Genomic DNA, 25,054 nt, shown 5'->3' with positions numbered 1-25,054 from the left:
TTGTAAGCGCCTATAATCAAAGCCATGCGCACGGCGGAGATCCGCGAGAAGTTCCTCTCTTTCTTTGAGGGCAAGGGGCATTTGCGCCTTCCTTCCTTCAGCCTCATCCCCGAGGACGACCCCTCCCTCCTCTTCACCTCGGCGGGGATGGCCCCCCTAAAGCCCTACTTCCTGGGGGCGAAGCCCATCTTCGGGGGCAAGGAGTGGCGCAGGGTCACCACCTGCCAGGAGTGCCTGAGGGTGGGGGACATAGAGAACGTGGGCCGCACCAGCCGGCACAACACCTACTTTGAGATGCTGGGCAACTTCTCCTTCGGGGACTACTTCAAGAAGGAGGCCATCCTCTGGGCCTGGGAGTTCCTCACGGAGCACCTGAAGCTGGACCCTGGGCGCCTTTGGGTCACGGTTTACGAGGACGACGAGGAGGCCTACGGGATCTGGCGCGACCTCGTGGGGGTCCCCGAGGAGAGAATCGGCCGCTTCGGCGAGGACGAGAACTACTGGCCGGGCGGGGCCATCACCCACGGGCCCAATGGGCCCAGTGGCCCCTGCTCGGAGATCTTCTACGACCGGGGCCCGGCCTACGGCACCCCGGACGAGACCGGCCCCAACACGGGGAGTGGGGACCGGTTCGTGGAGATCTGGAACCTGGTCTTCACCCAGTACGACCGCCAAGGCCCCATCCCCGGGCCCGGGATCCTCAAGCCCCTGCCCCAGAAGAACATTGACACGGGCATGGGCCTCTACCGGGTGGCGGCCATCCTCCAGGACGTGGAGGACTTCTACCGCACGGACACCTTCTTCCCCCTCATCCAGGAAGTGGCCCGGATGAGTGGCAGGCCCTACGAGGGGAAGGGAAGCGTGAGCCACCGGGTGATCGCCGACCACGTCCGGGCGGTGGTGGCGGCCCTCTCCGACGGGGCTACCTTCTCCAACACCGGGCGGGGCTACGTGATCCGGCGCCTCCTCCGCCGGGCCCTAAGGCACGGCTACCTCCTCGGGCTTTCCGACCCCTTCCTCCACCGCCTCGCCCCCCTGGTGGCCGAACTCCTCGGGGACTTCTACCCGGAGATGCGGGAGAACCTCCCTGCGGTGGAGAAGCAGATCCGCCTCGAGGAGGAGCGCTTCTTGGAGACCCTGGAGGGGGGCCTCAAGCGCCTGGACGCCCTCCTCTCCGGCCTCAAGCCCGGGGAGGTCCTTCCCGGGAAGGAGGCCTTCAGGCTTTACGATACCTACGGCTTTCCCCTGGACCTCACCGTGGAGATCGCCGCCGAGCGGGGCTTTGGCGTGGACACGGAGGGCTTCCAGAAGGCCATGGAGGAGCAGCAAAGCCGCTCCCGGGCCGCCATGGCCTTTGAGCGGGAGATCTTCAAGAAGAGCGCCCAGGTCCTGGAGGAGCTCTACGCCGAGCGGGGGGCCACGGAGTTTTTGGGCTACAACACCCTGGAGGCCGAGGCCGAGGTCCTGGCCCTCCTCGCCGGGGACCAAAGCCTCGAGGAGGCGGGGCCCGGCACCGAGGTCCAGGTGGTCCTGGACAAGACCCCCTTTTACGCCGAGGGGGGTGGGCAGATCGGGGACTTCGGCGTTTTGGAGTGGCCTGGGGGCCTGGCCCGGGTGGAGACCACGAAGAAGGCGGAGCAGGGGATCTTCCTCCACAAGGCCCGGGTGGAGGAAGGGGTGCTGAGGGTAGGGGAGAGGGTGCGGGCGGTGGTGGACCCCAAAAGGCGGGACACGGAGAGGAACCACACCGCCACCCACCTCCTTCATGCGGCGCTAAGGGCCGTCCTCGGCCCCCACGTGCGCCAGGCGGGAAGCCTGGTGGCCCCAGATAGGCTCCGCTTTGACTTCACCCACCCCGAGCCCCTGAAGCCCGAGGAGCTTGAGCGGGTGGAGCTTTTGGTGAACCGCTGGATCCAGGCCGACTTCCCCGTGACCTGGCGGTACATGCCCCTGGAGGAGGCGAGGAAGGAGGGGGCCATGGCCCTCTTCGGGGAGAAGTACGGGGAGGTGGTCCGCGTGGTGCGGGTGGAGGGAAGCCCCCTAAAGGGCCTCGAGTCCAAGGAGCTTTGCGGCGGGTGCCACGTGCGCCGCACCGGGGAGATCGGGGCCTTTCTCATCACCGGCGAGGAGGCGGTCTCCGCCGGGGTGCGCCGCATAGAGGCGGTGACGGGGGAGGAGGCCATCCGCTTCGCCCGCGGGAGCCTGAACCGCCTGAAGGCCCTGGCGGGCCGCCTCGAGGTGGGGGAGGCCGCCTTGGAGGAGAGGCTGGAGAAGCTCCTTTCCGAGCTCAAGGAGAAGGAGCGGGAGGTGGAGCGCCTCCAGGCCCGCCTGGTCCAGGCCGCCCTGGGAGGAGGCGGGGGGCCTTCCCTGGAGGAGAAGGGGGGCCTGAAGTGGACGGTGGCGGAGCTTCCCGGCTTGGACGCCAAGGCCCTGCGCCAGGCGGCGGACGACCTGGTGGCCCGGGGGGCGGACGTGGCCCTGGTGCTCTCGGGGGGGCAGGCGGTGCTGAAGCTCTCCCCGAAGGCCCAGGGAATGGGCCTCGAGGCGGGAAGCCTCTTCCGGGCCCTCGCGGAGAAGGCGGGGGGCCGGGGCGGGGGCAAGGGGGCCCTGGCCCAGGGGGGCGGCCTGGACCCGGAGCGGGCCAAGGCCGCCCTGCCCGGGCTTTTGCCCTAAGATGGGGGTATGCTTCTCCTGAGCCTTTTGGCGGTGGCCCTTTCCTGGGCCCTCTTCGCCCTCACCTTCGGCCGGTACCAAAGGAGGCCTTCTCTCCACAACGCCCTCTATAGCCTCGGCCTCCTCTTCTTCGCCGTGGCGGTTTCCGCCGAGCTCCTCGCCCGCCTCTTGGGGGGTTGGAGTCCCTTGCTTTACCGCCTCTGGTACTTCACCGGGGCCATGCACGGGGTGACCTTCCTGGGCTTAGGGAGCCTCGCCCTCCTCAACCCCAAGGCGGCCCGGGCCTTCCTCCTCGCCCTAGGCCCCTTCTTCCTCTGGGGCCTTTACCTGGTGGCCTCGGCCCCCCTGGACTTCGCCCGCCTCCCCGAGCCCTACACCCCCTCGGGGGCGGCCTTCCCCCCCCCTGGCCTCCTCTCCCCCAGGCTTTGGACCATCCCCTTCAACCTCCTGGGCACGGCCCTCATGGCCGGGGTGGCCCTTTACACCACCCTCCTCTTCTGGCGGAGGAACCCCCTAAGGGCCCAGGGCACGGTCCTGGTCTTCCTGGCCACCCTGGTCCTCGCCTCCACCAGCGCCCTAAACCGCTTCGGGGTGGCGGGCCTGGAGGAAGGGGGAAGGGCTTTGGGGGTGGCCCTCCTCTACCTGGGGGTGGCCCTGGCGGACAAGAGCGTGCGGTATGCGGGTGGGCGCGCTTGACGTGGGGGAGGCCCGGATCGGCCTCGCCGTGGGGGAGGAGGGGGTGCCCCTGGCCTCGGGCCGGGGCTACCTGATGCGGCGGACCCTCGAGGAGGACGTGGCGGCCCTCCTGGACTTCGTGCGGCGGGAGGGCCTGGGGAAGCTCGTGGTGGGCCTCCCCTTGCGCACCGACCTCAAGGAAAGCGCCCAGGCCAAGAAGGTCTTTCCCCTGGTGGAGGCCTTGAGGGCTAAGGGGGTGGAGGTGGAGCTATGGGACGAGCGCTTCACCACCAGGCTCGCCAAGGAGCGCTTAAAACACGCTCCCAAGCGGCTTCGCCGGGACAAGGGGAAGCTGGACGAGCTCGCCGCTTTGGTGCTTCTGGAGGACTACCTTGCCCGAGGGCTCTAGAAGGTGGCTTTGGCGGGGGGTGGTGGTCCTTTTCCTCACTTTCGCCCTTTTGCTCCTCTATGCCCTATGGCTTCTTGGCCCCACGGGGAAGGAGGCCCTGGTGCGCATCCCCAAGGGGGCCAGAGGGGCGGAGGTGGCGAGGATTCTGGAGGAGGCCGGGCTTCTGCGCTCGGGGTACCTTTTTTCCGCCTACCTGAGGTTTTCGGGAAGGGCCAAGCGCCTGGTCCCCGGGGTCTACCGCCTGAAGGGGGAAGGGGCCTTCCGCCTGGCCCGGGCCCTCACGGGCGGGGAAAGGCCCCTAAGCGTGACCCTCACCTTCCCCGAGGGGGAAAGGGCGGCGGACTACGCCCGGAGGCTCTCCCAGGCGGGGCTGGACGGGGAGGGCTTCCTCAGGCTCGTGGAACGCCCGGGGGCCCTGAAGCCCCCCTATGTGGAGGGAAGGGGCCTCGAGGGCTACCTCTTTCCCGCCACCTACACCTTTGACCTCCTGGCCACCCCCGAGGAGGTGGTGCGGGCCATGCTCCGCCGCTTTGAGGCGGAGCTCACCCCGGTGGCGCGGCGCCTCCTTGCGGAGCGGGGGCTTTCCGTGCACGCCTGGGTCACCCTAGCCTCCATCGTCCAGGCCGAGGCGGGAAGCGAGGAGGAGATGCCCTACATCGCCGGGGTCTTCCTGAACCGCCTGGAGCGGGGCATGCCCCTCCAGGCCGACCCCACCGTGGCCTACGCCCTGGGGAAGCGCCTGCCCGAACTCTCCCGCCCCGGGGGGGATTTTCAGGTGGACTCCCCCTACAACACCTACCGCTACGCAGGCCTTCCCCCGGGGCCCATCGCCAACCCTGGGCAGAAGGCCCTCCTCGCCGTCTTGAACCCCGTGCGCCAGGACCGGGGGGGCCGCCCCTACCTCTACTTCTTCCATGCCCGGGGAAAGCTTTACCTGAACGTGGACTTTGAGGCCCACCTGCGGGACCTGGCCCGCTACCGCTACGCCTCCCCGTCCCCCTGACGGAGGAGGCGGAGCTGGGCGTAGGCGAAGAGGAGGGTGAGGAGGAGGATCACCACGGTGACCGCCGCCGCGTAGCCCAGGCGGAAGTTCTCAAAGCCCGTCTCGTACAGGTAGTAGCCCAGGACCCTCGTGGCCCCGTAGGGCCCCCCCCGGGTGAGGAGGAAGACCGCCGCGTAGGACTGCAGGGCGAGGATGGTTCCCACCACCACCAAAAAGGCCACCGCCGGGCGCATGAGGGGGAGGACCACGTGACGGAAGGCCTCAAAGGGTCCCGCTCCGTCCACGTAGGCGGCCTCGAGGAGGGTCTTGGGGATGGCCTTGAGCCTGGCCGAGGCCACCAGGACCCCGTAGCCCAGGTGGCGCCATAAGGTGAAGGCCACGACCATGAGGAGGGCCCAGAACCCCTCCCGGTCCCAGGGGGGGATGGGGAGGAACTGGGCCAGGGCCCCGTACTCGGGGGTGAAGAGGGTGTACCAGCTTAGGGTGGCCCCGCCCAAGGTGACCAGGCCCGGCAGGAAGAGGAGGCTCTTGGCCAGGCGCTCGTAGGGCATCCCCTCCAGGGCCACCGCCAGGGCCACGGAAAGTCCCACGAAGAGGGGAAGGGCCAGGAGCATGAACTTCAGGGTGACCCAGAGGCTTCCCCAGAAGGCGGGGTCCTGGAGGAGGTCCCGGTAGTTCTTGAGCCCCACGGGCCTGGGCTCGGAAAGCCCCGACCAGTCCCAGGTGGAGAAGCGGAGGACGTCCAAAAAGGGGTAGAGGACGAAGAGAAAGAGGGGAAGGAGGGCCGGGAGGGAGAAGAGGAGCAGGGGAAGTTTCTTCCGCACGGGGCTACCAGAGGTAGAGGAGGGAGAGAAGGAAGGGGTAGCGGTCGGAGGCGGAAACCTCCAGGGCCAAAGGCTCCAGGTAGAGCCTAAACCCCGCGCCCCAGGCCAGGTGGAACCCCGCCTGGTAGCCGAGGCCGAGGCCGAGGGAAAGGGCCCCGCCGGGAAGCTCCAGGCTGGCGAGGGGGCCGAGGTGGACCCCGAAGGGGTAGCGGAGGGAGAGGCCCAACCCCAAGGAGGTGTAGAGGTCGGCGAGGACGAGGCCGGGGAGGAGGTTGGCCTTGAGGAGGGCGTGGACTTCTGGGTTCTGGGAAAGGAGGACCTGGAGGTCCAAGCCGGTGTCCAACCCCAAGGGGCTAAAGGGCAGTAGGGCGCTTCCTTGGAGGTAGAGGCCCTTGTCCGGGGCGTAGCCTAAGCCCAGGGTGTTCTCCGGGTAGGCCGGGGCCTGGGCCAGGCCGAGGCCCAGAAGAAGGCCAAGGAGGGAGAGAGCCCGCTTCATGGCCCCTCCATCCTACCAGGTAGCATGGGGGCATGGAGGTGGCCTTTTCCCTGGAGCCCGCTCCCGGCCTGGTTCCCCTTCGGGAAGCCCCCCTCGTGGTTCTGGTGGGGCTCACCGGGGTGGGGAAGAGCACCCTGGTGGAGGCCCTGGGCCTCCCCCGGCTCCCCGACCGCCGCGAGCTCGTGGACCGCTACGTCCTCCCCCGCTACGGGGCAGAGCCTCCCATCCCCCGGGAGGAGCGCTTCCGCCTCACCCGGCGCTTCCGGGAGGAGTTCCCCGGGGGGGTGGCGGAGGTCCTCGCCCGGGGGTACGTGCCCCCCAAGCCCCTCCTCCTCTTTGACGGCCTGAGGGGGGAGGGGGAGGTGGCCTTCGCCTTGGAACACCTCCCTAAGGCCCTTTTCGTGGTCCTCCACGCCCGGGAGGCCACGCGGCTTAAGCGGCTCCTTTCCCGCCGGGACGCCTTTGACCGGGTGGAGGTGGCCCCCGAGGAGGAGGCCCGCCTTAGGGCCCTGGCCCAAGGGGTCCTCGCGGAGGAGGAGCTAAGGGAAGCCCTTTCCCTCGCCCCCCTCGAGGAGGTCCTGGCCAAGCTCAAGATCGTGGCCGAGGAGAAGAAAAACTACGACCCCGAGGGGCCTTTACGCCTTCTTAAAGGCCACCCCCGGGCCCTGGTCCTGGACACGGAGGCCCTCTCCCCCGAGGAGGAGGTCCTGGCGGTGCGGCGCTTCCTCCGAGAGAACCTTCGCTAGCCCGTAGAATGGGCTCTATGCCGACGGTACGGAACCTGCGCCTCATCCCCTTCCGCATTCCCCTGAAGGCCCCCTTGCGCTGGGGGAAGGCCTCGGAGCTTGCCGCCTTGGAGCACGCCCTTTTGGAGGTGGAGCTCTCCGACGGCTCCATAGGCCGGGCCGAGGTGGCCATCCGCCCCACCATCTACGGGGAGACCCTGGGGAGCGTGAGGGCGGGGCTGGAGCACTTGAGGCCGAGGCTTTTGGGCCTCGAGGCCGACGACCAGGAGGGGATTAGGGCTGTTCTGGAGGCTTTCCCCTTTAACTTCGGCCTCAAGGGCGCCCTGGACCTTGCCCTCTGGGAGGCCTGGGCGAGGAGCGAGGGGGAGGAGCTTTACCAGGTCCTGAGGCCCGCCAAGCACCGGGTGCGGGTGGCCTACCTCCTGGGCCTCGGGGAGGAGGACGAGGTCCTGGAGGACGCCCGCATGGCCTTTGGGGCGGGGGTCAGGATCTTCAAGGTGAAGGTGGGGCGGGACCTGGAGAGGGACACCCGCCGTATCCTCCGCCTGAAGGAGGCCTTCCCCGAGGCCGAGCTCTACGCCGACGCCAACGAGTCCCTTCCCCCCAAGGAGGCCGAGCGCTACCTTTTGGCCTGGAAGGAGCTTGGCCTCCGCTACGTGGAAGAGCCCTTGCCCATAGAGGAGGTGGGGGCGCGGCGGAGGCTAAAGGAAAAGGGGATCCTCCCCCTCATCGCCGACGACTCGGCTATGACCCTGAAGGACCTCAGGCGGGAGCTAGAGCTGGACACCTTTGACGTCCTCAACCTCAAGCCCGCCCGCACCGGGGTCACCTGGACCCTGGAGATGCTGGCCCTCGCCCGGGAGCGGGGCAAGAGGGCCATGGTGGGAAGCCAGGCGCAAAGCGCTTTCGGGGCCTACCAGTCCGCCCTCCTCGCCTTCCAGCAGGGGGTGACGGAGCCCAATGAGCTCGCCTTCCACCTCAAGGCCGAGGGCGGCTTCTTCCCCTTCCCCCCCTTCCGGGAGGGGTGGCTTTACTGGGAGGACCTGGTGGAGGGGCGCTTTGACGAGGAGGCCTTCGCCCGGTACGCCTTAAAGGAGGCCTAACGCCTCCCGGAAGTCCCGGAAAACCCCCCTCGCCCCTGCCTCCCGAAGGGCCTCCGCCCCGTGCCCCGTGAGGAGGCCATAGGTGGGGATCCCCGCCCCCACGGCGCTCCTCACCCCGGAAGGGGAGTCCTCAAAGGCCAGGGCCTCCCCGGGGGCCACCCCAAGGCGCCCTAGGGCCACTTGGTAGGGGAAGGGGTCGGGCTTACCCCGGCCCACCTCCTCCGCCAGGACCAAGAGGGGCGGCCTCAGGCCCAGGGCCTTCAGCACGTGGCGGGCGTTCTCCTTGGGGGCGTTGGTCACCACGCCCCAGAGGAGCCCCCTTTCCCTGATTTTCTCCAGAAGCTCCGGAAGCCCCGGGGTGGGCCTGAGCCCTTGGGCGAGGGCCCGGAAGCGGGCCTCCTTGGCGGCGATGAGTCTTTGCGCCTCCTCCCCCTCCAGGCCCAGGAGGTCGCGGACGATCTCCGGGTTCAGCCTCCCCGAGATCCTCTCCCGGTAGAAGGCGGGGTCCACCTTTAGGCCATAGGGCCTCAAGGCCTCCCGCCAGGCGAGGAGGTGCAGGGGGTCGGTGTCCGCCAGGGTGCCGTCCAGGTCAAAGAGGACCGCCTTAGGCACGGGCCACCTCCCGCTCCGCGCCCCGGAGGAGGAGGTAGAGGGCGAGGCTTAGGGCGAAAAGCCCCAAGGGGATCCCCCCGTGGGGCAGGAGGGCGAAAAGCCCCGGGATGAGGGTGCTCCCCGCCGCCCCGGCGTACATGAGCCCGCCCAGGGCCCGGTGGCCGAAGCGGGCCTGGACCAGGGCGAAGAGGGTGGAGAAGAGGGGGCCGAGGAGGAAGCCCGCGAGGGGGAAGAGGAGGGCGGTCTGGGGGAGGAAGTTGAGGAGGAGGAGGCCCATCACCCCGAGGAGAAGCCCCCGGAGGGCCCTCAAGGGGTCCTTGGCCACCCTTCCCGCAAGGAGGAGCCTGCCCAGGGCGAGGAAGAGCCAGTAGAGGGTGAGGAGGAGGCCGCCTAGGGCCGTGGCGTGGCCTGCGGCTTCCAGCCAGACCCGGTTCCAGGTGGCCAGGGCCCCTTCCAGCCCCGTGTAGAGCCCCACGGCGAGGAGGAAGGGCCAGAGGGCCCCCCGGGGCCTTTCCTTGGGCCTTTCCGCCGGGGGCGCCTCGAGGACGAGAACCCCCCCGAGGAAGGCGAGAAGGCCCGCCAGGGCCAGAAAGGCGGCGTAGGGGAGCCAGCCCAAGGCCAAAGGGGTGAGGACCGCCCCCAGGCCGAAGGCCACGTTGACCCGGTTTAAAAGCTCCACCCGCTTTTCCGGGTAAAGCTCCCCCACGAGGCTGTTCCCGTGGACGTTCATCACCCCCTCCCCCAGGCCGAGGAGGAAGGCCAGGGGCGCCATCCAGACGTAGGAGGGCGCGAAGGGAAGGCCGAGGAAGGCGAGGCCCACCAGGCCCAGGGCCAGGGGAAGAAGGGGGTGGCGCCTTTCCTCCTGCCCCAGGCGCACCCCGAGGAGGAGGCCCAGGAGGAGGGCGGCGAAGTAGAGGGAGGTTCCCTCTTCCCCTCCGTACCGCTCCCGCCAGTAGGGCAGGGCCGCCCCGGGGAGGGCCACAATCACCCCCACGAGGAAGAGGGCGAGGAAAGAGCCGGCGAGAAAGCGCACGGACCGCATTCTCTCCCCTGGGTGACCCTTTGGTCAATAATGGGGAGGATGGAGCGGCTTTTGGCCCAAGCCCTTTCCGGCGAAGGGTTCTTCGCCTTCCCCGGGGTCCTCCTCCTCCGGGGCCCCGACGCCTTTTCCTTCCTCCAGGGGCAGGGCACCCGGGACCTGCGGCGGCTTTCGGGCCCTTCCGGGGTCCTCTTCCTCAACCACAAGGGCCAGATCGAGGAGGCGGCCACCCTCTTCCCCCACCCCGAGGGCTTCCTCCTCGCCCCCTGGGGGAGCCTCGAGGGCCTAAGAAAACGCCTCCAGCGCTACATCGTCTTTGACCAGGTGGAGCTTGTGGTGCTTCCCCTCTTCCGCCTCCTCTACGCGGAGGGCCGCGAGGAGGTGGGGGAGAGGGCCGAAGGGGCGCTTCCCGCCGAGCTCTACCCCCTCTACACCCTCCTCAAGGGCCTCCCCCTCCTCTCCGACATCCAAGGGGAACTCCCCCAGAGCGTGGGCCTTCTCCACCTGGTGGACCACGGCAAGGGGTGCTACGTGGGCCAGGAGATCATGGCCAGGACCGAGGGGAAGGAGGTGCCCTACCGCCTCGTGGGCCTGAGGGCTTTGGAGGGGGGCGAGGCCCCGGCGGCCCTTTTCCTGGAGGGAAAGCGCGTGGGCGAGGCGAAGCGCCTCCTAAAAACCCCCTTCGGCCTCCTGGGCCTCGCCGTGGTGCGGAAGGAGGTGCCCGTGGGGGCGGAGGTGGAAGGAGGCGGGGGGCGGTACCTGGTGGAGGTCCTCCCCTTTAAGGAGGCGGCATGGAGCGGGCAGAGATCCTTGGAGTAGGCACCGAACTCCTCTACGGGGAGACCCTGGACACCAACACGGCGGAGATCGCGAGAAGCCTCAAGCCCTACGCCCTCAAGGTGGAGAGGACCGTGCGGGTGGCGGACGAGGTGGCCCCCTTGGCCCGGGAGGTGGAGGAGGCCTTGGCACGGGCCAGGCTCGTGGTCCTTTCCGGCGGCCTCGGCCCCACCCCGGACGACGTGACCCGGGAGGCGGTGGCCCTGGCCCTGGGGGAGCCTTTGGAGCTGGACGAGGCCGTGCTTGGGGAGATTGAAGCCTTCTTCCGCGCCCGGGGGCGGGCCATGCCCGAGGCCAACCGCAAGCAGGCCATGAAGGTTCCCTCCGCCGCCTGGCTCCCTAACCCCCATGGCACCGCTCCGGGCTGGTGGGTGCGGAAGGACGGCAAGGACCTGGTCCTCCTCCCGGGGCCCCCGCCCGAGTGGCGGCCCATGTGGCGGGAGGTCCTGCCCCGGCTCGGCCTCCCCGGAAGGCCCTACGCCGAGAGGGTCTTCAAGACCTGGGGCATCGGGGAGTCGGAGATCGTGGAACGCCTGGGGGAGCTTTTCCTCCGGGAAGGGGAGGTGGAGGTGGGCACCTACCCCAAGGTCCACGGGGTGGAGGTGGTGGTCCGGGGGCGGGAGGACCGGGTGGTGGAGGTTTCCGAGAAGATCAAGAAAAAACTCCTCAAGGAGATCTGGGGCGAGGGGGAGATGACCCTGGCCGAGGCGGTGAAAAGGCGCATGGAGCGGGAGGGGGCTACCCTTTCCACCATGGAGAGCCTCACCGGGGGGCTTCTGGGGGCGGAGATCACCCGCGTGCCGGGGGCGAGCCGCTTCTACCTGGGGGGCGTGGTATCCTATTCCCGAGGGGCCAAGGCCCGCTTCGGGGTGCCGGAGGAACTCCTTGCCAAGACGGTTTCCGCCGAGACGGCCAAGGCCATGGCGGAGGCTGCCCGTTCTCTTTTTGGGTCCACCTACGCCCTGGCCACCACCGGGGTGGCGGGCCCGGACCCCTTGGAGGGCGAGCCCGTGGGCACGGTCTACGTGGCCTTGGCGGGGCCCACCGGGGTGGAAGCCAGGCGCTACCGCTTTCCCGGAGACCGGGAGGCGGTGAGGCTTCGGAGCGTGTACGCCGCCTTGGCCCTTCTCGTGACATGAGGCTCTTCTACGCGGTTTTTCTTCCGGAGGACGTGCGGCGGGCCCTGGCGGAGGCTCAAGGGAGGGTTTCCCGCTACAAGGGCTGGAAGGAGGTGCCCCCCCACCAGCTTCACCTGACCCTGCTTTTCCTGGGGGAGCGGCCGGAGGAGGATCTGGAGGACCTCATCGCCTTGGGCCACCGCCTGGGCAGGAAGGTCCCTCCCTTCACCGCCCTTCTCAAGGGCACGGGCTACTTCCCCAACGAGGGCACCCCCCGGGTCTGGTTCGCCAAGGCCGAGGGGGAGGGGTTTGCCCTCCTGGCCGAGGGCTTGAAGGCCGGGGTGAAGGAGCTTCTGGGGGGGGAGGCCCTCCTGGCGGGGGGAGATAAGGACTTCAAGCCCCACATCACCCTGGCCCGGCGCAAGGCCCCGGCCCCCCGGGTGCCCCCCTTGGTCTTCGGCCTTTCCTGGCCGGTGCGGGAGTTCGCCTTGGTGCGTTCGGAGCTGAAGCCCAAGGGGCCCGTCTACACCATTCTGGAAAAGTTTCCCTTGCGAGGTGACCATGGACGAGAACAAGAGGAAAGCCCTGGAGAACGCCCTGAAGACCATTGAGAAGGAGTTCGGCAAGGGGGCGGTGATGCGCCTGGGGGAGATGCCCAGGCAGCAGGTGGACGTGATCCCCACGGGCTCCTTGGGCCTGGACCTGGCCTTGGGGATCGGGGGCATCCCCCGGGGGCGGGTCATCGAGATCTACGGCCCCGAGTCCGGGGGCAAGACCACCCTGGCCCTCACCATCATCGCCCAGGCCCAGAAGCAGGGAGGGGTGGCGGCCTTCGTGGACGCGGAGCACGCCCTGGACCCCCTTTACGCCCAGAAACTCGGGGTCAAGGTGGAAGACCTCCTGGTCTCCCAGCCCGACACCGGGGAGCAAGCCCTGGAGATCGTGGAGCTCCTGGCCCGCTCCGGGGCGGTGGACGTCATCGTGGTGGACTCGGTGGCCGCCCTGGTGCCCAAGGCGGAGATCGAGGGGGAGATGGGGGACCAGCACGTGGGCCTCCAGGCCCGGCTCATGAGCCAGGCTCTCCGCAAGCTCACCGCCGTGCTTTCCAAGAGCAACACCGCCGCCATCTTCATCAACCAGGTGCGGGAGAAGGTGGGGGTCATGTACGGCAACCCCGAGACCACCCCGGGGGGGAGGGCCCTCAAGTTCTACTCCAGCGTGCGCCTGGACGTGCGCAAGAGCGGCCAGCCCATCAAGGTAGGCAACGAGGCCGTGGGCATCAAGGTCAAGGTGAAGGTGGTGAAGAACAAGCTGGCCCCGCCCTTCCGGGAGGCCGAGCTGGAGATCTACTTCGGCCGGGGCCTGGACCCGGTGATGGACCTGGTGAACGTGGCCGTGGCCGCCGGGGTCATCGAGAAGGCCGGGAGCTGGTTCTCCTACGGGGAGCTCCGCCTGGGTCAGGGGAAGGAGAAGGCGGCCGAGGCCTTGCGGGAGCGCCCCGAGCTTTTGGAGGAGATCCGCGCCAAGGTCTTGGAGCGCTCGGACCAGGTGGTCCTGGCCGCCAGCGAGGAAGAGGGGGAGTAGATGGGCCCGCTGGAGCTGGTGCTTCTCTTGGTCCTCGCCCTCCTTCTCCTGGTCCTGGGGGTCCTCTTCTTGAGGCGCAAGGGGGAGGGGGAAGCCAGGGAGATCCTCGAGGCCGCCCGCAAGGAGGCCAAGGAGATCCTCGAGGCCGCCCGCCAGGAGGCCAAGGCCCTCCGGGAGGAGGCGGAGGCCCGCGCCCAGGCCCTCCGCCAGGAGCTGGAAAAGGAGGTGCGCTCCCGCGCCGAGGCCCTGGAGGCCGAGGGCAGGAGGCGGCTTCAGGAGGCGGAGGAACGCCTGAGGGCCGAGCGGGAGGAGCTTAGAGCGGAAAGGGAGCGGCTCAAGGCCCTGGGGGAGGAGCTTAGAGCGGAGAGGGAGCGCCTCAAGGAGGAGCGGGAGGAGCTCCGCCGGGAGGCCGAGAGGCTTTCCAAGCGGGGCGAGGCCTTGGACGCCCGGGCCCTCAAGCTGGACGCCCTGGAGGAGGCCTTGGCCGGGCGGGAGGAGGCCCTGCGGGCCAGGGAGGCCCTTCTGGAGGAGAAGGAGCGGGAGATTGCGGAGCGGCTCCACCAGGTGGCGGGCCTCTCCCCGGAGGAGGCCAGACGCCTCATCCTGGAAAAGTTGGACCGGGAGCTGGAGGAGGAGAAGGCCCAGAGGGTCAGGGCCGCCTTGGAGCGGGCCCGCCTCGAGGCCAAAAGGGAGGCCCAGAAGATCCTGGCTCAGGCCATGCAGCGCCAGGCCTCGGAGACCGCCGCCCAGCTGGCGGTTTCCGTGGTGCCCATCCCTTCCGACGCCATGAAGGGGCGCATCATCGGCCGGGAAGGCCGCAACATCCGCACCTTTGAGGCCTTGACGGGAGTGGACCTCATCATCGACGACACCCCGGAGGCCGTCCTCCTTTCCTCCTTCAACCCCATCCGCCGGGAGATCGCCCGCATGGCCCTGGAGGAGCTCTTAAAGGACGGGCGCATCCACCCGAGCCGCATCGAGGAGGTGGTGGAGAAGGCCAAGCAGGAGATGAAGACCTTCATCTACGAAAGGGGAGAGGAGGGGGCCCTGGAGGCCGGGGTGGTGGGCCTGAAGCCTGGCCTCATCCAGCTTTTGGGCCGGCTCCACTTCCGCTCCAGCTACGGCCAAAACGTCCTCAAGCACTCGGTCCAGGTGGCCCACCTCGCCGGGATCATGGCGGCGGAGCTGGGCCTGGATGCCGCCATGGCCCGGAGGGCGGGGCTTCTCCACGATATCGGCAAGAGCGTGGACCGGGAGGTGGAGGGAAGCCACGTGGAGATCGGCATCGCCCTGGCCCGGCGCTTCGGGGAACCCCCCGAGGTGGTGGACGCCATCGCCCACCACCACGATCCCGAAAACGCCGAGACCCTCTACGCCGTTTTGGTGGCTGCGGCCGACGCCCTTTCGGCGGCGAGGCCGGGGGCGAGGAGGGAGAGCCTGGAGGAGTACCTCCAGCGCCTCGAGGCCCTGGAGCGCATCGCCCTCTCCTTCCCCGGTGTGGAGACGGCCTTCGCCGTACAGGCGGGCCGGGAGGTCCGGGTCATCGTCAAACCCGACAAGATCACCGACGCCAAGGCCACCCTGCTCGCCCGGGAGATCGCGGGCCGCATCGAGCGGGAGATGAACTACCCGGGCCAGGTCCAGGTCACCGTGGTGCGGGAGACCCGGGCGGTGGAGTACGCTAGGTAGAGTGAGGCGATATGCTGAAGGGCGAGGACATCGGGATTGACCTGGGGACGGCCAGCGTCCTCATCTACGTGCGGGGGAAGGGGATCGTCTTAAGGGAGCCCTCCGTGATCGCCGTGGTGCAGGGCAAGCGGGAGGTCAAGGCGGTGGGGGCGGAGGCCTACCGCATGCTGGGCCGCACCCCGGGGAACATCGTGGCCGTGCGGCCCCTGAAGGACGGGGTCATCGCCGACTACGCCCTCACGGAGCGCATGCTCCTCCTCTTCCTGCAGAAGGTCCTTTCCCCCATGAGCCGCTTCTTCAAGCCCCGGGTCATGGTGGGGGTGCCCTCGGGGGTCACGGACGTGGAGCGCCGGGCGGTGGTGCAGGCGGTTTCCTCCTTGGCCCAGAAGGTCTACCTCATAGAAGAGCCCTTGGCGGCCGCCATCGGGGCGGGCATCAACGTGGCCGAGCCCACGGGGAGCATGGTGGTGGACATCGGGGGGGGCTCCACGGACATCGCCGTCATCTCCCTGGGCGGCATCGTGCGCTCGGAGAGCCTCCGCATCGCCGGCAACGAGATGGACCAGGCCATCATCCGCTACGTGCGGCAAAAGTACAACCTCCTCATCGGGGAGCGCACCGCCGAGGAACTCAAGATCCAGCTGGGCCGGGCCCAGGTCCTTCCCGGGGAGGAGAAGGAGGTGGCCGAGGTGCGGGGCCGGGACCTGATCACCGGCCTTCCCCGCACGGCGGAGATCCCTGCCCTTGACGTGGCCGAGGCCTTGAAGGAGCCCTTGGAGAAGATCTTCCAAGGGGTGAAGGGGGTCTTGGAGACCACCCCTCCCGAGCTCGCCTCCGACATCTACGAGCGGGGCATCCTCCTCACCGGGGGCGGGGCGCTTCTCAAGAACCTGGACCTCGCCCTGCAGGAGGCCACCGGCGTCCCCGTGGTGGTGGCGGAGAACCCCATTGAGGCCGTGGCCCTGGGGACCGGGAAGGCCCTGGAGATGCTCCACGTCCTCGAGGACACCATCCTCTCCTCGGACGACGTCCTGAAGAGGTGAACCCGTGGAGATCGGGGAGATCCTCAAGTTCCTTCCCCACCGCTACCCCTTTCTCCTCATAGACCGGGTCCTGGAGGCGGACGAGAAGCGCTTCCGCGCCCTCAAGAACGTCACCTTCAACGAGCCCCACTTCCAGGGCCACTTCCCCGGCTACCCCGTCATGCCGGGGGTCTTGATCCTCGAGGCCATGGCCCAGGCGGCCGTGGGAACCCTGGTGCGGCAGCCGGGCTTCGCCCCGGGGGGATGGGTCTTTTTGGTGGGGGTGGAGGAGGCCCGCTTTAAGAAGCCCGTGGTGCCCGGGGACACCCTCCTCCTGGAGGGGGAGCTCCTTTTCTTCCGCCGGGGATTGGGCAAGGTGGCGGTCCGGGCCTTGGTGGAGGGGGAGGAGAGGGCCCGGGCCACCCTGAGCTTTGCCCTGAAGGAGGGATAGTGGCGGACCTTGCGGCCTACCTCAAGCGGGCGAGGGGAGGACGGGTGGTGCAGACGGGCTTTCTCACCCCCGAGGAGCAGGCGGCCCTTGCCGCCTTAGCGGGGAAGGAGGGCCTCAAGGTGGCCTTTTTCGGGGGCTTCCCCTTGGCCGAGCGCAAGGTGGCGGTCCTCCACCCCCCCGAGGTGCCCTCCGTCCACGACCCGGTGGCCGTCTTCCTCCTGGAGAGGGAGCCCTCGGACCTGGGGGAGGCCATGGGGGACGTGGAGCCTTGGGAGGAGGGGTACCTGGTGGCCCTCCTCCCCCAGGGGCGAAAGGCCCTGGAGGAGGGGGGCTACCGCCTCCACCCCCCGCCGCAAGGCGCCGTGCGGGCGGCCAGGGAGCGGGTGCGCACCCTGGTGGTGCCCTCCCTGCGGGTGGACGCCGTGGGGGCCAAGGGGTTTGGCGTGTCCCGCACCTGCTTCGCCCAAGGGGTGAAGGCGGGGAAGGTGCGCCTCCGGGGGAAGGTGGCCTCTCCCAAGGAGGAGATGGCCCCCGGGGACGTCCTCCTGGCGGAGGGCCTGGGGAGCCTCACCCTCTTGGAGGTGCTTGGACAAACGGTGCGGGGCAACTATAAAATCAAGGTGGAGGTGGAGCGCTAGGAGGAGCTTTCGGCGCCGGGCTTGACGGGATAAGGGTGTGCCGTATAGGCTAAGGTTTGTGCTCTTTGGTCGGGCCAAGGGAGCACGGTAAGAGCCAGCCGCCGCAAGGGGAAGGCCCCCCTTGCGGAAGAACCCTGTTAGCTTACCTCGGGCGGCCCGCTTTCCCCGAAGAGGTGACGCATGGAGATTAAGCGGTTCGGTCGCATCCGAGAGGTTATTCCCCTACCTCCCCTTACGGAGATCCAGGTAGCCTCCTACAAGAAAGCCCTGCAGGCGGATGTGCCCCCCGAAAGGCGGGAGAACATCGGCATCCAGGCGGCCTTCAAGGAGACCTTCCCCGTGGAGGAAGGGGACAAGGGGAAGGGCGGCCTGGTGCTGGACTTCCTGGAGTACCGTATCGGCGACCCCCCCTTCTCCCAGGAGGAGTGCCGGGAGAAGGACCTCACCTACCAGGCGCCCCTCTACGCCAAGCTCCAGCTCATCCACAAGGACACGGGCCTCATCAAGGAGGACGAGGTCTTCCTGGGGCACATCCCCCTCATGACCGAGGACGGCTCCTTCATCATCAACGGGGCCGACCGGGTCATCGTCTCCCAGATCCACCGCTCCCCGGGCGTCTACTTCACCCCCGACCCCGCCCGCCCCGGGCGCTACATCGCCAGCATCATCCCCCTGCCCAAGCGGGGGCCCTGGATTGACCTCGAGGTGGAGCCGAACGGCACCGTCTCCATGAAGGTCAACAAGCGCAAGTTCCCCCTGATCCTCCTCCTTAGAGTCCTGGGCTACGACCAGGAGGTCCTTTCCCGGGAGCTTGGGGCTTATGGGGAGCTGGTGCAGGGCCTTCTGGACGAGGCCGTGCTCTCCATGCGTCCGGAGGAGGCCTTGGTGCGCCTCTTCACCCTTCTCCGCCCCGGCGACCCCCCCAAGAAGGACAAGGCCCTGGCCTACCTCTTCGGCCTCCTGGCCGATCCCAAGCGCTACGACCTGGGGGAAGCGGGCCGGTACAAGGCCGAGGAGAAGCTGGGGGTGCGGCTTTCCGGGCGCACCCTGGTCCGCTTTGAGGACGGGGAGTTCAAGGACGAGGTCTTCCTGCCCACCCTGCGCTACCTCTTCGCCCTCACCGCCGGGGTTGCGGGCCACGAGGTGGACGACATCGACCACCTGGGCAACCGCCGCATCCGCACCGTGGGGGAGCTCATGGCCGACCAGTTCCGGGTGGGGCTAAGCCGCCTCGCCCGGGGGGTGCGGGAGCGCATGCTCATGGGCTCTCCCGACACCCTGACCCCGGCCAAGCTGGTGAACAGCCGCCCCTTAGAGGCCGCCCTCCGGGAGTTCTTCGGCCGGAGCCAGCTCTCCCAGTTCAAGGACGAGACCAACCCCCTCTCCTCCCTGCGCCACAAGCGGCGCATCTCCGCCCTGGGCCCCGGCGGCCTCACCCGGGAGCGGGCGGGCTTTGACGTGCGCGACGTGCACCGCACCCACTACGGCCGCATCTGCCCGGTGGAGACCCCGGAAGGGGCCAACATCGGCCTCATCACCTCCCTGGCGGCCTACGCCCGGGTGGACGAGCTGGGCTTCATCCGCACCCCCTACCGCCGGGTAAGGGGCGGGGTGGTCACCGAGGAGGTGGTTTACATGACCGCCACCGAGGAGGACCGCTACACCATCGCCCAGGCCAACACCCCCTTGGAAGGGGACCGCATCGCCACCGACCGGGTGGTGGCCCGGAAGAAGGGGGAGCCCGTGATCGTGACCCCGGAGGAGGTGGAGTTCATGGACGTCTCCCCCAAGCAGGTCTTCTCTGTGAACACCAACCTCATCCCCTTCCTGGAGCACGACGACGCCAACCGGGCCCTCATGGGCTCCAACATGCAGACCCAGGCGGTGCCCCTCATCCGGGCCCAGGCCCCGGTGGTGATGACCGGCCTCGAGGAGCGGGTGGTGCGGGACTCCTTGGCCGCCCTCTACGCCGAGGAGGAGGGGGAGGTGGTCAAGGTGGACGGCACCCGCATCGCCGTGCGCTACGGGGACGGCCGCTTGGTGGAGTACCCCTTGCGCCGCTACGCCCGCTCCAACCAGGGGACCGTCCTGGACCAGCGCCCCCGCGTGGTGGTGGGCCAGCGGGTGAAAAAGGGCGACCTCCTGGCCGACGGCCCCGCCTCCGAGGAGGGCTTCTTGGCCCTGGGGCAGAACGTCCTGGTGGCCATCATGCCCTTTGACGGGTACAACTTTGAGGACGCCATCGTCATCAGCGAGGAGCTCCTCAAGCGGGACTTCTACACCTCCATCCACATTGAGCGCTACGAGATCGAGGCCCGGGACACCAAGCTGGGCCCCGAGCGCATCACCCGGGACATCCCCCACCTCTCCGAGGCCGCCCTAAGGGACCTGGACGAGGAGGGGATCGTGCGCATCGGGGCCGAGGTCAAGCCCGGGGATATCCTGGTGGGCCGCACCAGCTTCAAGGGCGAGCAGGAGCCTTCCCCGGAGGAACGGCTTCTCCGCTCCATCTTCGGGGAGAAGGCCCGGGACGTGAAGGACACCTCCCTCCGGGTGCCTCCCGGGGAGGGGGGGATCGTGGTGGGCCGCCTGCGCCTCCGCCGGGGCGACCCCGGGGTGGAGCTCAAGCCCGGGGTGCGGGAGGTGGTGCGGGTCTACGTGGCCCAGAAGCGCAAGCTCCAGGTGGGCGACAAGCTCGCCAACCGCCACGGGAACAAGGGGGTGGTGGCCAAGATCCTCCCCGTGGAGGACATGCCCCACCTGCCCGACGGCACCCCGGTGGACATCCTCCTCAACCCCCTGGGCGTCCCCAGCCGCATGAACCTGGGCCAGATCCTGGAAACCCACCTGGGCTTGGCGGGCTACTTCCTGGGCCAGCGCTACATTTCCCCGGTGTTTGACGGGGCCACCGAGCCCGAGATCAAGGCCCTTCTGGCCGAGGCCTTTGACCTCTACTTCGGTAAGCGGAAGGAAGAGGGCTTCGGCGTGGACAAGCGGGAGAAGGAGGTCCTGGCCCGGGCGGAGAAGCTCGGCCTGGTGAGCCCCGGCAAGCCCCCTGAGGAGCAGCTTCGGGAGCTCTTCCTCCAGGGCAAGGTGGTCCTCTACGATGGCCGTAGCGGGGAGCCTATAGAGGGGCCCATCGTGGTGGGGCAGATGTTCATCATGAAGCTCTACCACATGGTGGAGGACAAGATGCACGCCCGTTCCACCGGCCCCTACTCCCTCATCACCCAGCAGCCCCTGGGCGGTAAGGCCCAGTTCGGCGGCCAGCGCTTCGGGGAGATGGAGGTCTGGGCCCTCGAGGCCTACGGGGCCGCCCACACCCTGCAGGAGATGCTCACCCTCAAGTCCGACGACATCGAGGGCAGAAACGCCGCCTACGAGGCCATCATCAAGGGCGAGGACGTGCCCGAGCCCAGCGTGCCCGAGTCCTTCCGCGTGCTGGTGAAGGAGCTTCAGGCCCTGGCCCTAGACGTCCAGACCCTGGACGAGAAGGACAACCCCGTGGACATCTTTGAAGGCTTGGCGTCCAAGAGGTAGAAGCCCTGGAGGAAAGATGAAAAAGGAAGTCCGCAAGGTCCGCATCGCCCTGGCCTCCCCGGAGAAGATCCGCTCCTGGAGCTACGGGGAGGTGGAGAAGCCCGAGACCATCAACTACCGCACCCTTAAGCCCGAGCGGGACGGCCTCTTTGACGAGCGCATCTTCGGCCCCATCAAGGACTACGAGTGCGCCTGCGGCAAGTACAAGCGCCAGCGCTTTGAGGGCAAGGTGTGCGAGCGCTGCGGCGTGGAGGTGACCAAGAGCATCGTCCGCCGCTACCGCATGGGCCACATTGAGCTCGCCACCCCCGCCGCCCACATCTGGTTCGTCAAGGACGTGCCCTCCAAGATCGGCACCCTCCTGGACCTCTCCGCCACGGAGCTGGAGCAGGTGCTTTACTTCAACAAGTACATCGTCTTGGACCCGAGGGGGGCCGTTCTGAACGGGGTTCCCGTGGAGAAGCGCCAGCTCCTCACCGACGAGGAGTACCGGGAGCTCCGCTACGGCAAGCAGGAGACCTACCCCCTGCCTTCCGGGGTGGACGCCCTGGTGAAGGACGGGGAGGAGGTGGTGAAGGGCCAGGAGCTCGCCCCCGGGGTGGTGAGCCGCATGGACGGGGTGGCCCTTTACCGCTTCCCCCGCCGGGTGCGGGTGGACTACCTCTACAGGGAGCGGGCCGCTTTGCGCCTTCCCCTCGCCTCCTGGGTGGAGAGGGAGGCCTACAAGCCCGGCGAGGTCCTGGCCGAGCTTTCCGAGCCTTACCTCTTCCGGGCGGAGGAGGACGGGGTGGTGGAGCTGCGGGAGTTCCCCGAGGGAGCCCTCCTCTACCTGCGCCAGGAGGAGGAGGTGGTGGCCCGCTACCTCCTTCCCGTGGGCATGACGCTCCTCGTGGTCCACGGGGAGATCGTGGAGAAGGGCCAGCCCCTGGCGGAGGGCAGGGGGCTTCTGCGCCTTCCCCGGCACATGGCCGCCAAGGAGGTGGAGGCCGAGGAGGAGGGGGAGACCGTCTACCTCACCTTCTTCCTGGAGTGGACCGAGCCCAAGGACTACCGGGTGGCCCCCCACATGAACGTGGTGGTGCCCGAAGGGGCCCGGGTCCAGCCCGGGGAGAAGATCGTGGCCGCCATTGACCCCGAGGAGGAGGTCATCGCCGAGGCCGAGGGGGTGGTCCACCTGCACGAGCCCGCCAGCCTCCTGGTGGTCAAGGCCCGGGTCTACTCCTTTGAGGACGACGTGGAGGTCTCCACCGGGGACCGGGTGGCCCCGGGGGACGTCCTGGCCGACGGGGGCAAGGTCAAGAGCGAGATCTACGGCCGGGTGGAGGTGGACCTGGTCCGGAGCGTGGTGCGGGTGGTGGAGTCCTACGACATCGACGCCCGCATGGGGGCGGAGGCCATCCAGCAGCTGCTTAAGGAGCTGGACCTCGAGGCCCTGGAGAAGGAGCTCCTGGAGGAGATGAAGCACCCCTCCCGGGCCCGGCGGGCCAAGGCCAGGAAGCGCCTGGAGGTGGTGCGGGCCTTCCTGGACTCCGGCAACCGCCCGGAGTGGATGGTCCTGGAGGCCGTCCCCGTCCTCCCGCCGGACCTTCGCCCCATGGTGCAGGTGGACGGGGGGCGCTTCGCCACGAGCGACCTCAACGACCTCTACCGCCGCCTCATCAACCGCAACAACCGGCTGAAGAAGCTTTTGGCCCAGGGCGCCCCGGAGATCATCATCCGCAACGAGAAGCGCATGCTCCAAGAGGCGGTGGACGCCGTGATCGACAACGGCCGCCGCGGCAGCCCCGTGACCAACCCGGGCTCCGAGCGCCCCCTCCGTAGCCTCACCGACGTCCTCTCCGGCAAGCAGGGCCGTTTCCGCCAGAACCTCCTGGGCAAGCGGGTGGACTACTCCGGGCGCTCGGTCATCGTGGTGGGGCCCCAGCTCAAGCTCCACCAGTGCGGCCTGCCCAAGCGCATGGCCCTGGAGCTCTTCAAGCCCTTCCTCCTCAAGAAGATGGAGGAGAAGGGCATCGCCCCCAACGTCAAGGCGGCGAGGCGCATGCTGGAGCGCCAGCGGGACATCAAGGACGAGGTCTGGGACGCCCTGGAGGAGGTGATCCACGGCAAGGTGGTTCTCCTAAACCGCGCCCCCACCCTGCACCGCCTGGGGATCCAGGCCTTCCAGCCCGTACTGGTGGAGGGGCAGTCCATCCAGCTCCACCCCCTGGTCTGCGAGGCCTTCAACGCCGACTTTGACGGGGACCAGATGGCGGTCCACGTGCCCCTCTCCTCCTTCGCCCAGGCGGAGGCCCGCATCCAGATGCTCTCCGCCCACAACCTCCTCTCCCCGGCCTCGGGCGAGCCCCTGGCCAAGCCCAGCCGGGACATCATCCTGGGCCTTTACTACATCACCCAGGTGCGGCGGGAGAAGAAGGGGGCGGGCCTGGAGTTCGCCACCCCCGAGGAGGCCCTGGCCGCTTATGAGCGGGGGGAGGTGGCCCTGAACGCCCCCATCCGGGTGGCGGGCCGGGAGACCAGCGTGGGCCGGCTGAAGTTCGTCTTCGCCAACCCCGACGAGGCCCTCTTGGCCGTGGCCCACGGGCTTTTGGACCTCCAGGACGTGGTCACGGTGCGGTACCTGGGCAAGCGCCTGGAGACGAGCCCCGGCCGGATCCTCTTCGCCCGCATCGTGGGCGAGGCCGTGGGGGACGAGAGGGTGGCCCAGGAGCTCATCCAGATGGACGTGCCCCAGGAGAAGAACTCCCTCAAGGACCTGGTCTACCAGGCCTTCCTGCGCCTGGGGATAGAGAAGACCGCCCGCCTCCTGGACGCCCTCAAGTACTACGGCTTCACCCTCTCCACCACCAGCGGCATCACCATCGGCATAGACGACGCCGTGATCCCGCAGGAGAAGCAGAAGTACCTGGAGGAGGCCGATCGCAAGCTCCGCCAGATTGAGCAGGCCTACGAGATGGGCTTCCTCACCGACCGGGAGCGGTACGACCAGGTGATCCAGCTCTGGACGGAGACCACGGAGAAGGTCACCCAGGCGGTCTTCAAGAACTTTGAGGAGAACTACCCCTTCAACCCCCTCTACGTCATGGCCCAGTCCGGGGCCCGGGGTAACCCCCAGCAGATCCGCCAGCTCTGCGGCATGCGGGGCCTCATGCAGAAGCCCTCCGGCGAAACCTTCGAGGTGCCGGTGCGCTCCTCCTTCCGCGAGGGCCTCACCGTCTTGGAGTACTTCATCTCTAGCCACGGGGCGAGGAAGGGCGGGGCGGACACCGCCCTCCGCACCGCCGACTCCGGCTACCTCACCCGGAAGCTGGTGGACGTGGCCCACGAGATCGTGGTGCGGGAGGCGGACTGCGGCACCACCAACTACATCTCCGTGCCCCTCTTCCAGCCCGACGAGGTGACCCGCACCATGCGCCTGAGGAAGCGCTCGGACATCGAGGCCGGGCTTTACGGCCGGGTCCTGGCCCGGGAGGTGGAGGTCCTGGGCCAGCGCCTCGAGGAGGGCCGCTACCTCTCCCTGGAGGACGTGGGTCTCCTCATCAAGGCGGCGGAGGCCGGGGAGATCAAGGAGGTGCCCGTGCGTAGCCCCCTCACCTGCCAGACCCGCTACGGGGTCTGCCAGAAGTGCTACGGCTACGACCTCTCCATGGCCCGGCCCGTGTCCATCGGGGAGGCCGTGGGGGTGGTGGCCGCCGAGTCCATCGGGGAGCCCGGCACCCAGCTCACCATGCGCACCTTCCACACCGGGGGCGTGGCCACGGGCACGGACATCACCCAGGGTTTGCCCCGGGTGATCGAGCTCTTTGAGGCCCGCAGGCCCAAGGCCAAGGCGGTGATCTCCGAGATTGACGGGGTGGTGCGCATCGAGGAGGGGGAGGACAAGCTCTCCGTTTTCGTGGAGTCGGAAGGCTTCTCCAAGGAGTACAAGCTCCCCAAGGACGCCCGCCTGGTGGTGAAGGACGGGGACTACGTGGAGGCGGGCCAGCCCCTCACCCGTGGGGCCATAGACCCCCACCAGCTCCTGGAGGCCCGGGGTCCCGAGGCGGTGGAGCGCTACCTGGTGGACGAGATCCAGAAGGTCTACCGGGCCCAGGGGGTGAAGCTCCACGACAAGCACATCGAGATCGTGGTGCGGCAGATGCTCAAGTACGTGGAGGTCACCGACCCCGGGGACAGCCGCCTCCTGGAAGGCCAGGTCCTGGAGCGCTGGGACGTGGAGGCCCTGAACGAAAGGCTCATCGCCGAGGGCAAGGTGCCCGTGGCCTGGAAGCCCCTCCTCATGGGGGTCACCAAGAGCGCCCTCTCCACCAAGAGCTGGCTCTCCGCCGCCAGCTTCCAGAACACCACCCACGTCCTCACCGAGGCGGCCATCGCCGGGAAGAAGGACGAGCTCATCGGCCTCAAGGAGAACGTCATCCTGGGCCGCCTGATCCCGGCGGGCACCGGCTCGGACTTCGTCCGCTTCACCCAGGTGGTGGACCAGAAGACCCTGAGGGCCATCGAGGAGGCCCGCAAGGAGGCGGTGGAGGCCACGAAGGAGGCTCCGGCCCGCAGGGCCCCCCGCCGGGAGCAGCCGGGCAAGCAGGCCTGAGGCC

General features: G+C 68.7%; 20 protein-coding genes. 16 read left to right on the top strand and 4 right to left on the bottom strand.

Annotated elements, in window-relative coordinates:
* Positions 1-24 precede the first annotated feature (24 nt).
* Genes alaS through mltG form a run of 4 tightly spaced genes read left to right on the top strand, consistent with a single transcriptional unit; the run spans position 25 to position 4,760 of the window.
* A complete protein-coding gene (gene alaS, locus ACY5J6_RS10305) occupies positions 25-2,673 on the top strand; it encodes an alanine--tRNA ligase (protein ID WP_462844952.1) in 2,649 nt (882 codons plus the stop codon).
* A gap of 9 nt (positions 2,674-2,682) precedes the next feature.
* Positions 2,683-3,369 (top strand): hypothetical protein, encoded by a 687-nt coding sequence (locus ACY5J6_RS10300; RefSeq protein WP_462844950.1) that lies wholly within the window; start codon positions 2,683-2,685, stop codon positions 3,367-3,369.
* A complete protein-coding gene (gene ruvX / locus ACY5J6_RS10295; protein WP_462844948.1) occupies positions 3,350-3,757 on the top strand; it encodes a Holliday junction resolvase RuvX in 408 nt (135 codons plus the stop codon). The genes ACY5J6_RS10300 and ruvX overlap by 20 nt, the downstream gene beginning before the upstream one ends.
* Positions 3,741-4,760, top strand: a complete 1,020-nt coding sequence (gene mltG / locus ACY5J6_RS10290; RefSeq protein WP_462844946.1) for an endolytic transglycosylase MltG — start codon at positions 3,741-3,743, stop codon at positions 4,758-4,760. Before ruvX ends, mltG begins: the two co-directional genes overlap by 17 nt.
* On the opposite strand, the gene ACY5J6_RS10285 is transcribed toward mltG, so the two are convergent.
* Together ACY5J6_RS10285 and ACY5J6_RS10280 are read right to left on the bottom strand one after the other, a co-directional pair.
* Positions 4,739-5,584 carry a carbohydrate ABC transporter permease gene (locus tag ACY5J6_RS10285; protein WP_462844944.1) on the bottom strand — a complete coding sequence of 282 codons (846 nt, stop codon included), beginning with the start codon at positions 5,582-5,584 and terminating at the stop codon, positions 4,739-4,741. The genes mltG and ACY5J6_RS10285 overlap by 22 nt on opposite strands.
* Positions 5,585-5,588: 4 nt before the next feature.
* A complete protein-coding gene (locus ACY5J6_RS10280; RefSeq protein WP_462844942.1) occupies positions 5,589-6,080 on the bottom strand; it encodes a bioflim formation protein in 492 nt (163 codons plus the stop codon).
* Between the two features lie 32 nt (positions 6,081-6,112).
* Between ACY5J6_RS10280 and ACY5J6_RS10275 the strand changes: the two genes are divergently transcribed.
* Positions 6,113-6,826: a DEAD/DEAH box helicase family protein gene (locus ACY5J6_RS10275; RefSeq protein WP_462844940.1), complete on the top strand. Its 714-nt coding sequence runs from the start codon at positions 6,113-6,115 to the stop codon at positions 6,824-6,826.
* A 17-nt stretch (positions 6,827-6,843) separates the two neighbouring features.
* Complete coding sequence (locus tag ACY5J6_RS10270) at positions 6,844-7,929, top strand: enolase C-terminal domain-like protein (RefSeq protein WP_462844938.1); 1,086 nt, start codon at positions 6,844-6,846, stop codon at positions 7,927-7,929.
* Here the strand turns inward: ACY5J6_RS10270 and ACY5J6_RS10265 are convergent.
* Positions 7,915-8,541 (bottom strand): HAD family hydrolase, encoded by a 627-nt coding sequence (locus ACY5J6_RS10265; protein WP_462844935.1) that lies wholly within the window; start codon positions 8,539-8,541, stop codon positions 7,915-7,917. The genes ACY5J6_RS10270 and ACY5J6_RS10265 overlap by 15 nt on opposite strands.
* Complete coding sequence (locus ACY5J6_RS10260; protein ID WP_462844933.1) at positions 8,534-9,583, bottom strand: MFS transporter; 1,050 nt, start codon at positions 9,581-9,583, stop codon at positions 8,534-8,536. Before ACY5J6_RS10260 ends, ACY5J6_RS10265 begins: the two co-directional genes overlap by 8 nt.
* 39 nt (positions 9,584-9,622) lie before the next feature.
* Here ACY5J6_RS10260 and ACY5J6_RS10255 point away from each other — a divergent pair, with 39 nt between their 5' ends.
* The 10 genes from ACY5J6_RS10255 to rpoC all read left to right on the top strand — a co-directional run bounded on the left by ACY5J6_RS10255 (position 9,623) and on the right by rpoC (position 25,050).
* Positions 9,623-10,399, top strand: a complete 777-nt coding sequence (locus ACY5J6_RS10255; RefSeq protein ID WP_462844931.1) for a YgfZ family protein — start codon at positions 9,623-9,625, stop codon at positions 10,397-10,399.
* Positions 10,372-11,556, top strand: coding sequence for a CinA family nicotinamide mononucleotide deamidase-related protein (locus ACY5J6_RS10250; protein ID WP_462844929.1), 1,185 nt, complete (start codon positions 10,372-10,374; stop codon positions 11,554-11,556). Before ACY5J6_RS10255 ends, ACY5J6_RS10250 begins: the two co-directional genes overlap by 28 nt.
* Complete coding sequence (gene thpR / locus ACY5J6_RS10245; RefSeq protein ID WP_462844927.1) at positions 11,553-12,146, top strand: RNA 2',3'-cyclic phosphodiesterase; 594 nt, start codon at positions 11,553-11,555, stop codon at positions 12,144-12,146. The genes ACY5J6_RS10250 and thpR overlap by 4 nt, the downstream gene beginning before the upstream one ends.
* Positions 12,097-13,119, top strand: coding sequence for a recombinase RecA (gene recA / locus ACY5J6_RS10240; RefSeq protein WP_462844925.1), 1,023 nt, complete (start codon positions 12,097-12,099; stop codon positions 13,117-13,119). Before thpR ends, recA begins: the two co-directional genes overlap by 50 nt.
* The gene (gene rny / locus ACY5J6_RS10235; protein ID WP_462844923.1) at positions 13,120-14,808 is read left to right on the top strand and encodes a ribonuclease Y; all 1,689 of its coding nucleotides are present in this window, start codon (positions 13,120-13,122) and stop codon (positions 14,806-14,808) included.
* An 11-nt stretch (positions 14,809-14,819) separates the two neighbouring features.
* Positions 14,820-15,851 carry a rod shape-determining protein MreB gene (mreB, locus tag ACY5J6_RS10230; RefSeq protein WP_462844921.1) on the top strand — a complete coding sequence of 344 codons (1,032 nt, stop codon included), beginning with the start codon at positions 14,820-14,822 and terminating at the stop codon, positions 15,849-15,851.
* A 4-nt stretch (positions 15,852-15,855) separates the two neighbouring features.
* On the top strand, positions 15,856-16,281 hold the full coding sequence (gene fabZ, locus ACY5J6_RS10225; RefSeq protein ID WP_462844919.1) for a 3-hydroxyacyl-ACP dehydratase FabZ: 426 nt from the start codon (positions 15,856-15,858) through the stop codon (positions 16,279-16,281).
* Positions 16,281-16,919 (top strand): RNA-binding protein, encoded by a 639-nt coding sequence (locus tag ACY5J6_RS10220; protein ID WP_462844917.1) that lies wholly within the window; start codon positions 16,281-16,283, stop codon positions 16,917-16,919. The genes fabZ and ACY5J6_RS10220 overlap by 1 nt, the downstream gene beginning before the upstream one ends.
* A 180-nt stretch (positions 16,920-17,099) precedes the next feature.
* Positions 17,100-20,459 (top strand): DNA-directed RNA polymerase subunit beta, encoded by a 3,360-nt coding sequence (gene rpoB / locus ACY5J6_RS10215; protein WP_462844915.1) that lies wholly within the window; start codon positions 17,100-17,102, stop codon positions 20,457-20,459.
* A gap of 16 nt (positions 20,460-20,475) precedes the next feature.
* Positions 20,476-25,050 (top strand): DNA-directed RNA polymerase subunit beta', encoded by a 4,575-nt coding sequence (gene rpoC / locus ACY5J6_RS10210; RefSeq protein WP_462844912.1) that lies wholly within the window; start codon positions 20,476-20,478, stop codon positions 25,048-25,050.
* The last annotated feature ends 4 nt before the right edge of the window (positions 25,051-25,054 follow it).

The organism is Thermus sp. H19.2 (assembly GCF_054979525.1).
Note: the sequence above shows the minus strand (reverse complement) of the source record. Positions and strands in the feature narration are given on the sequence as shown.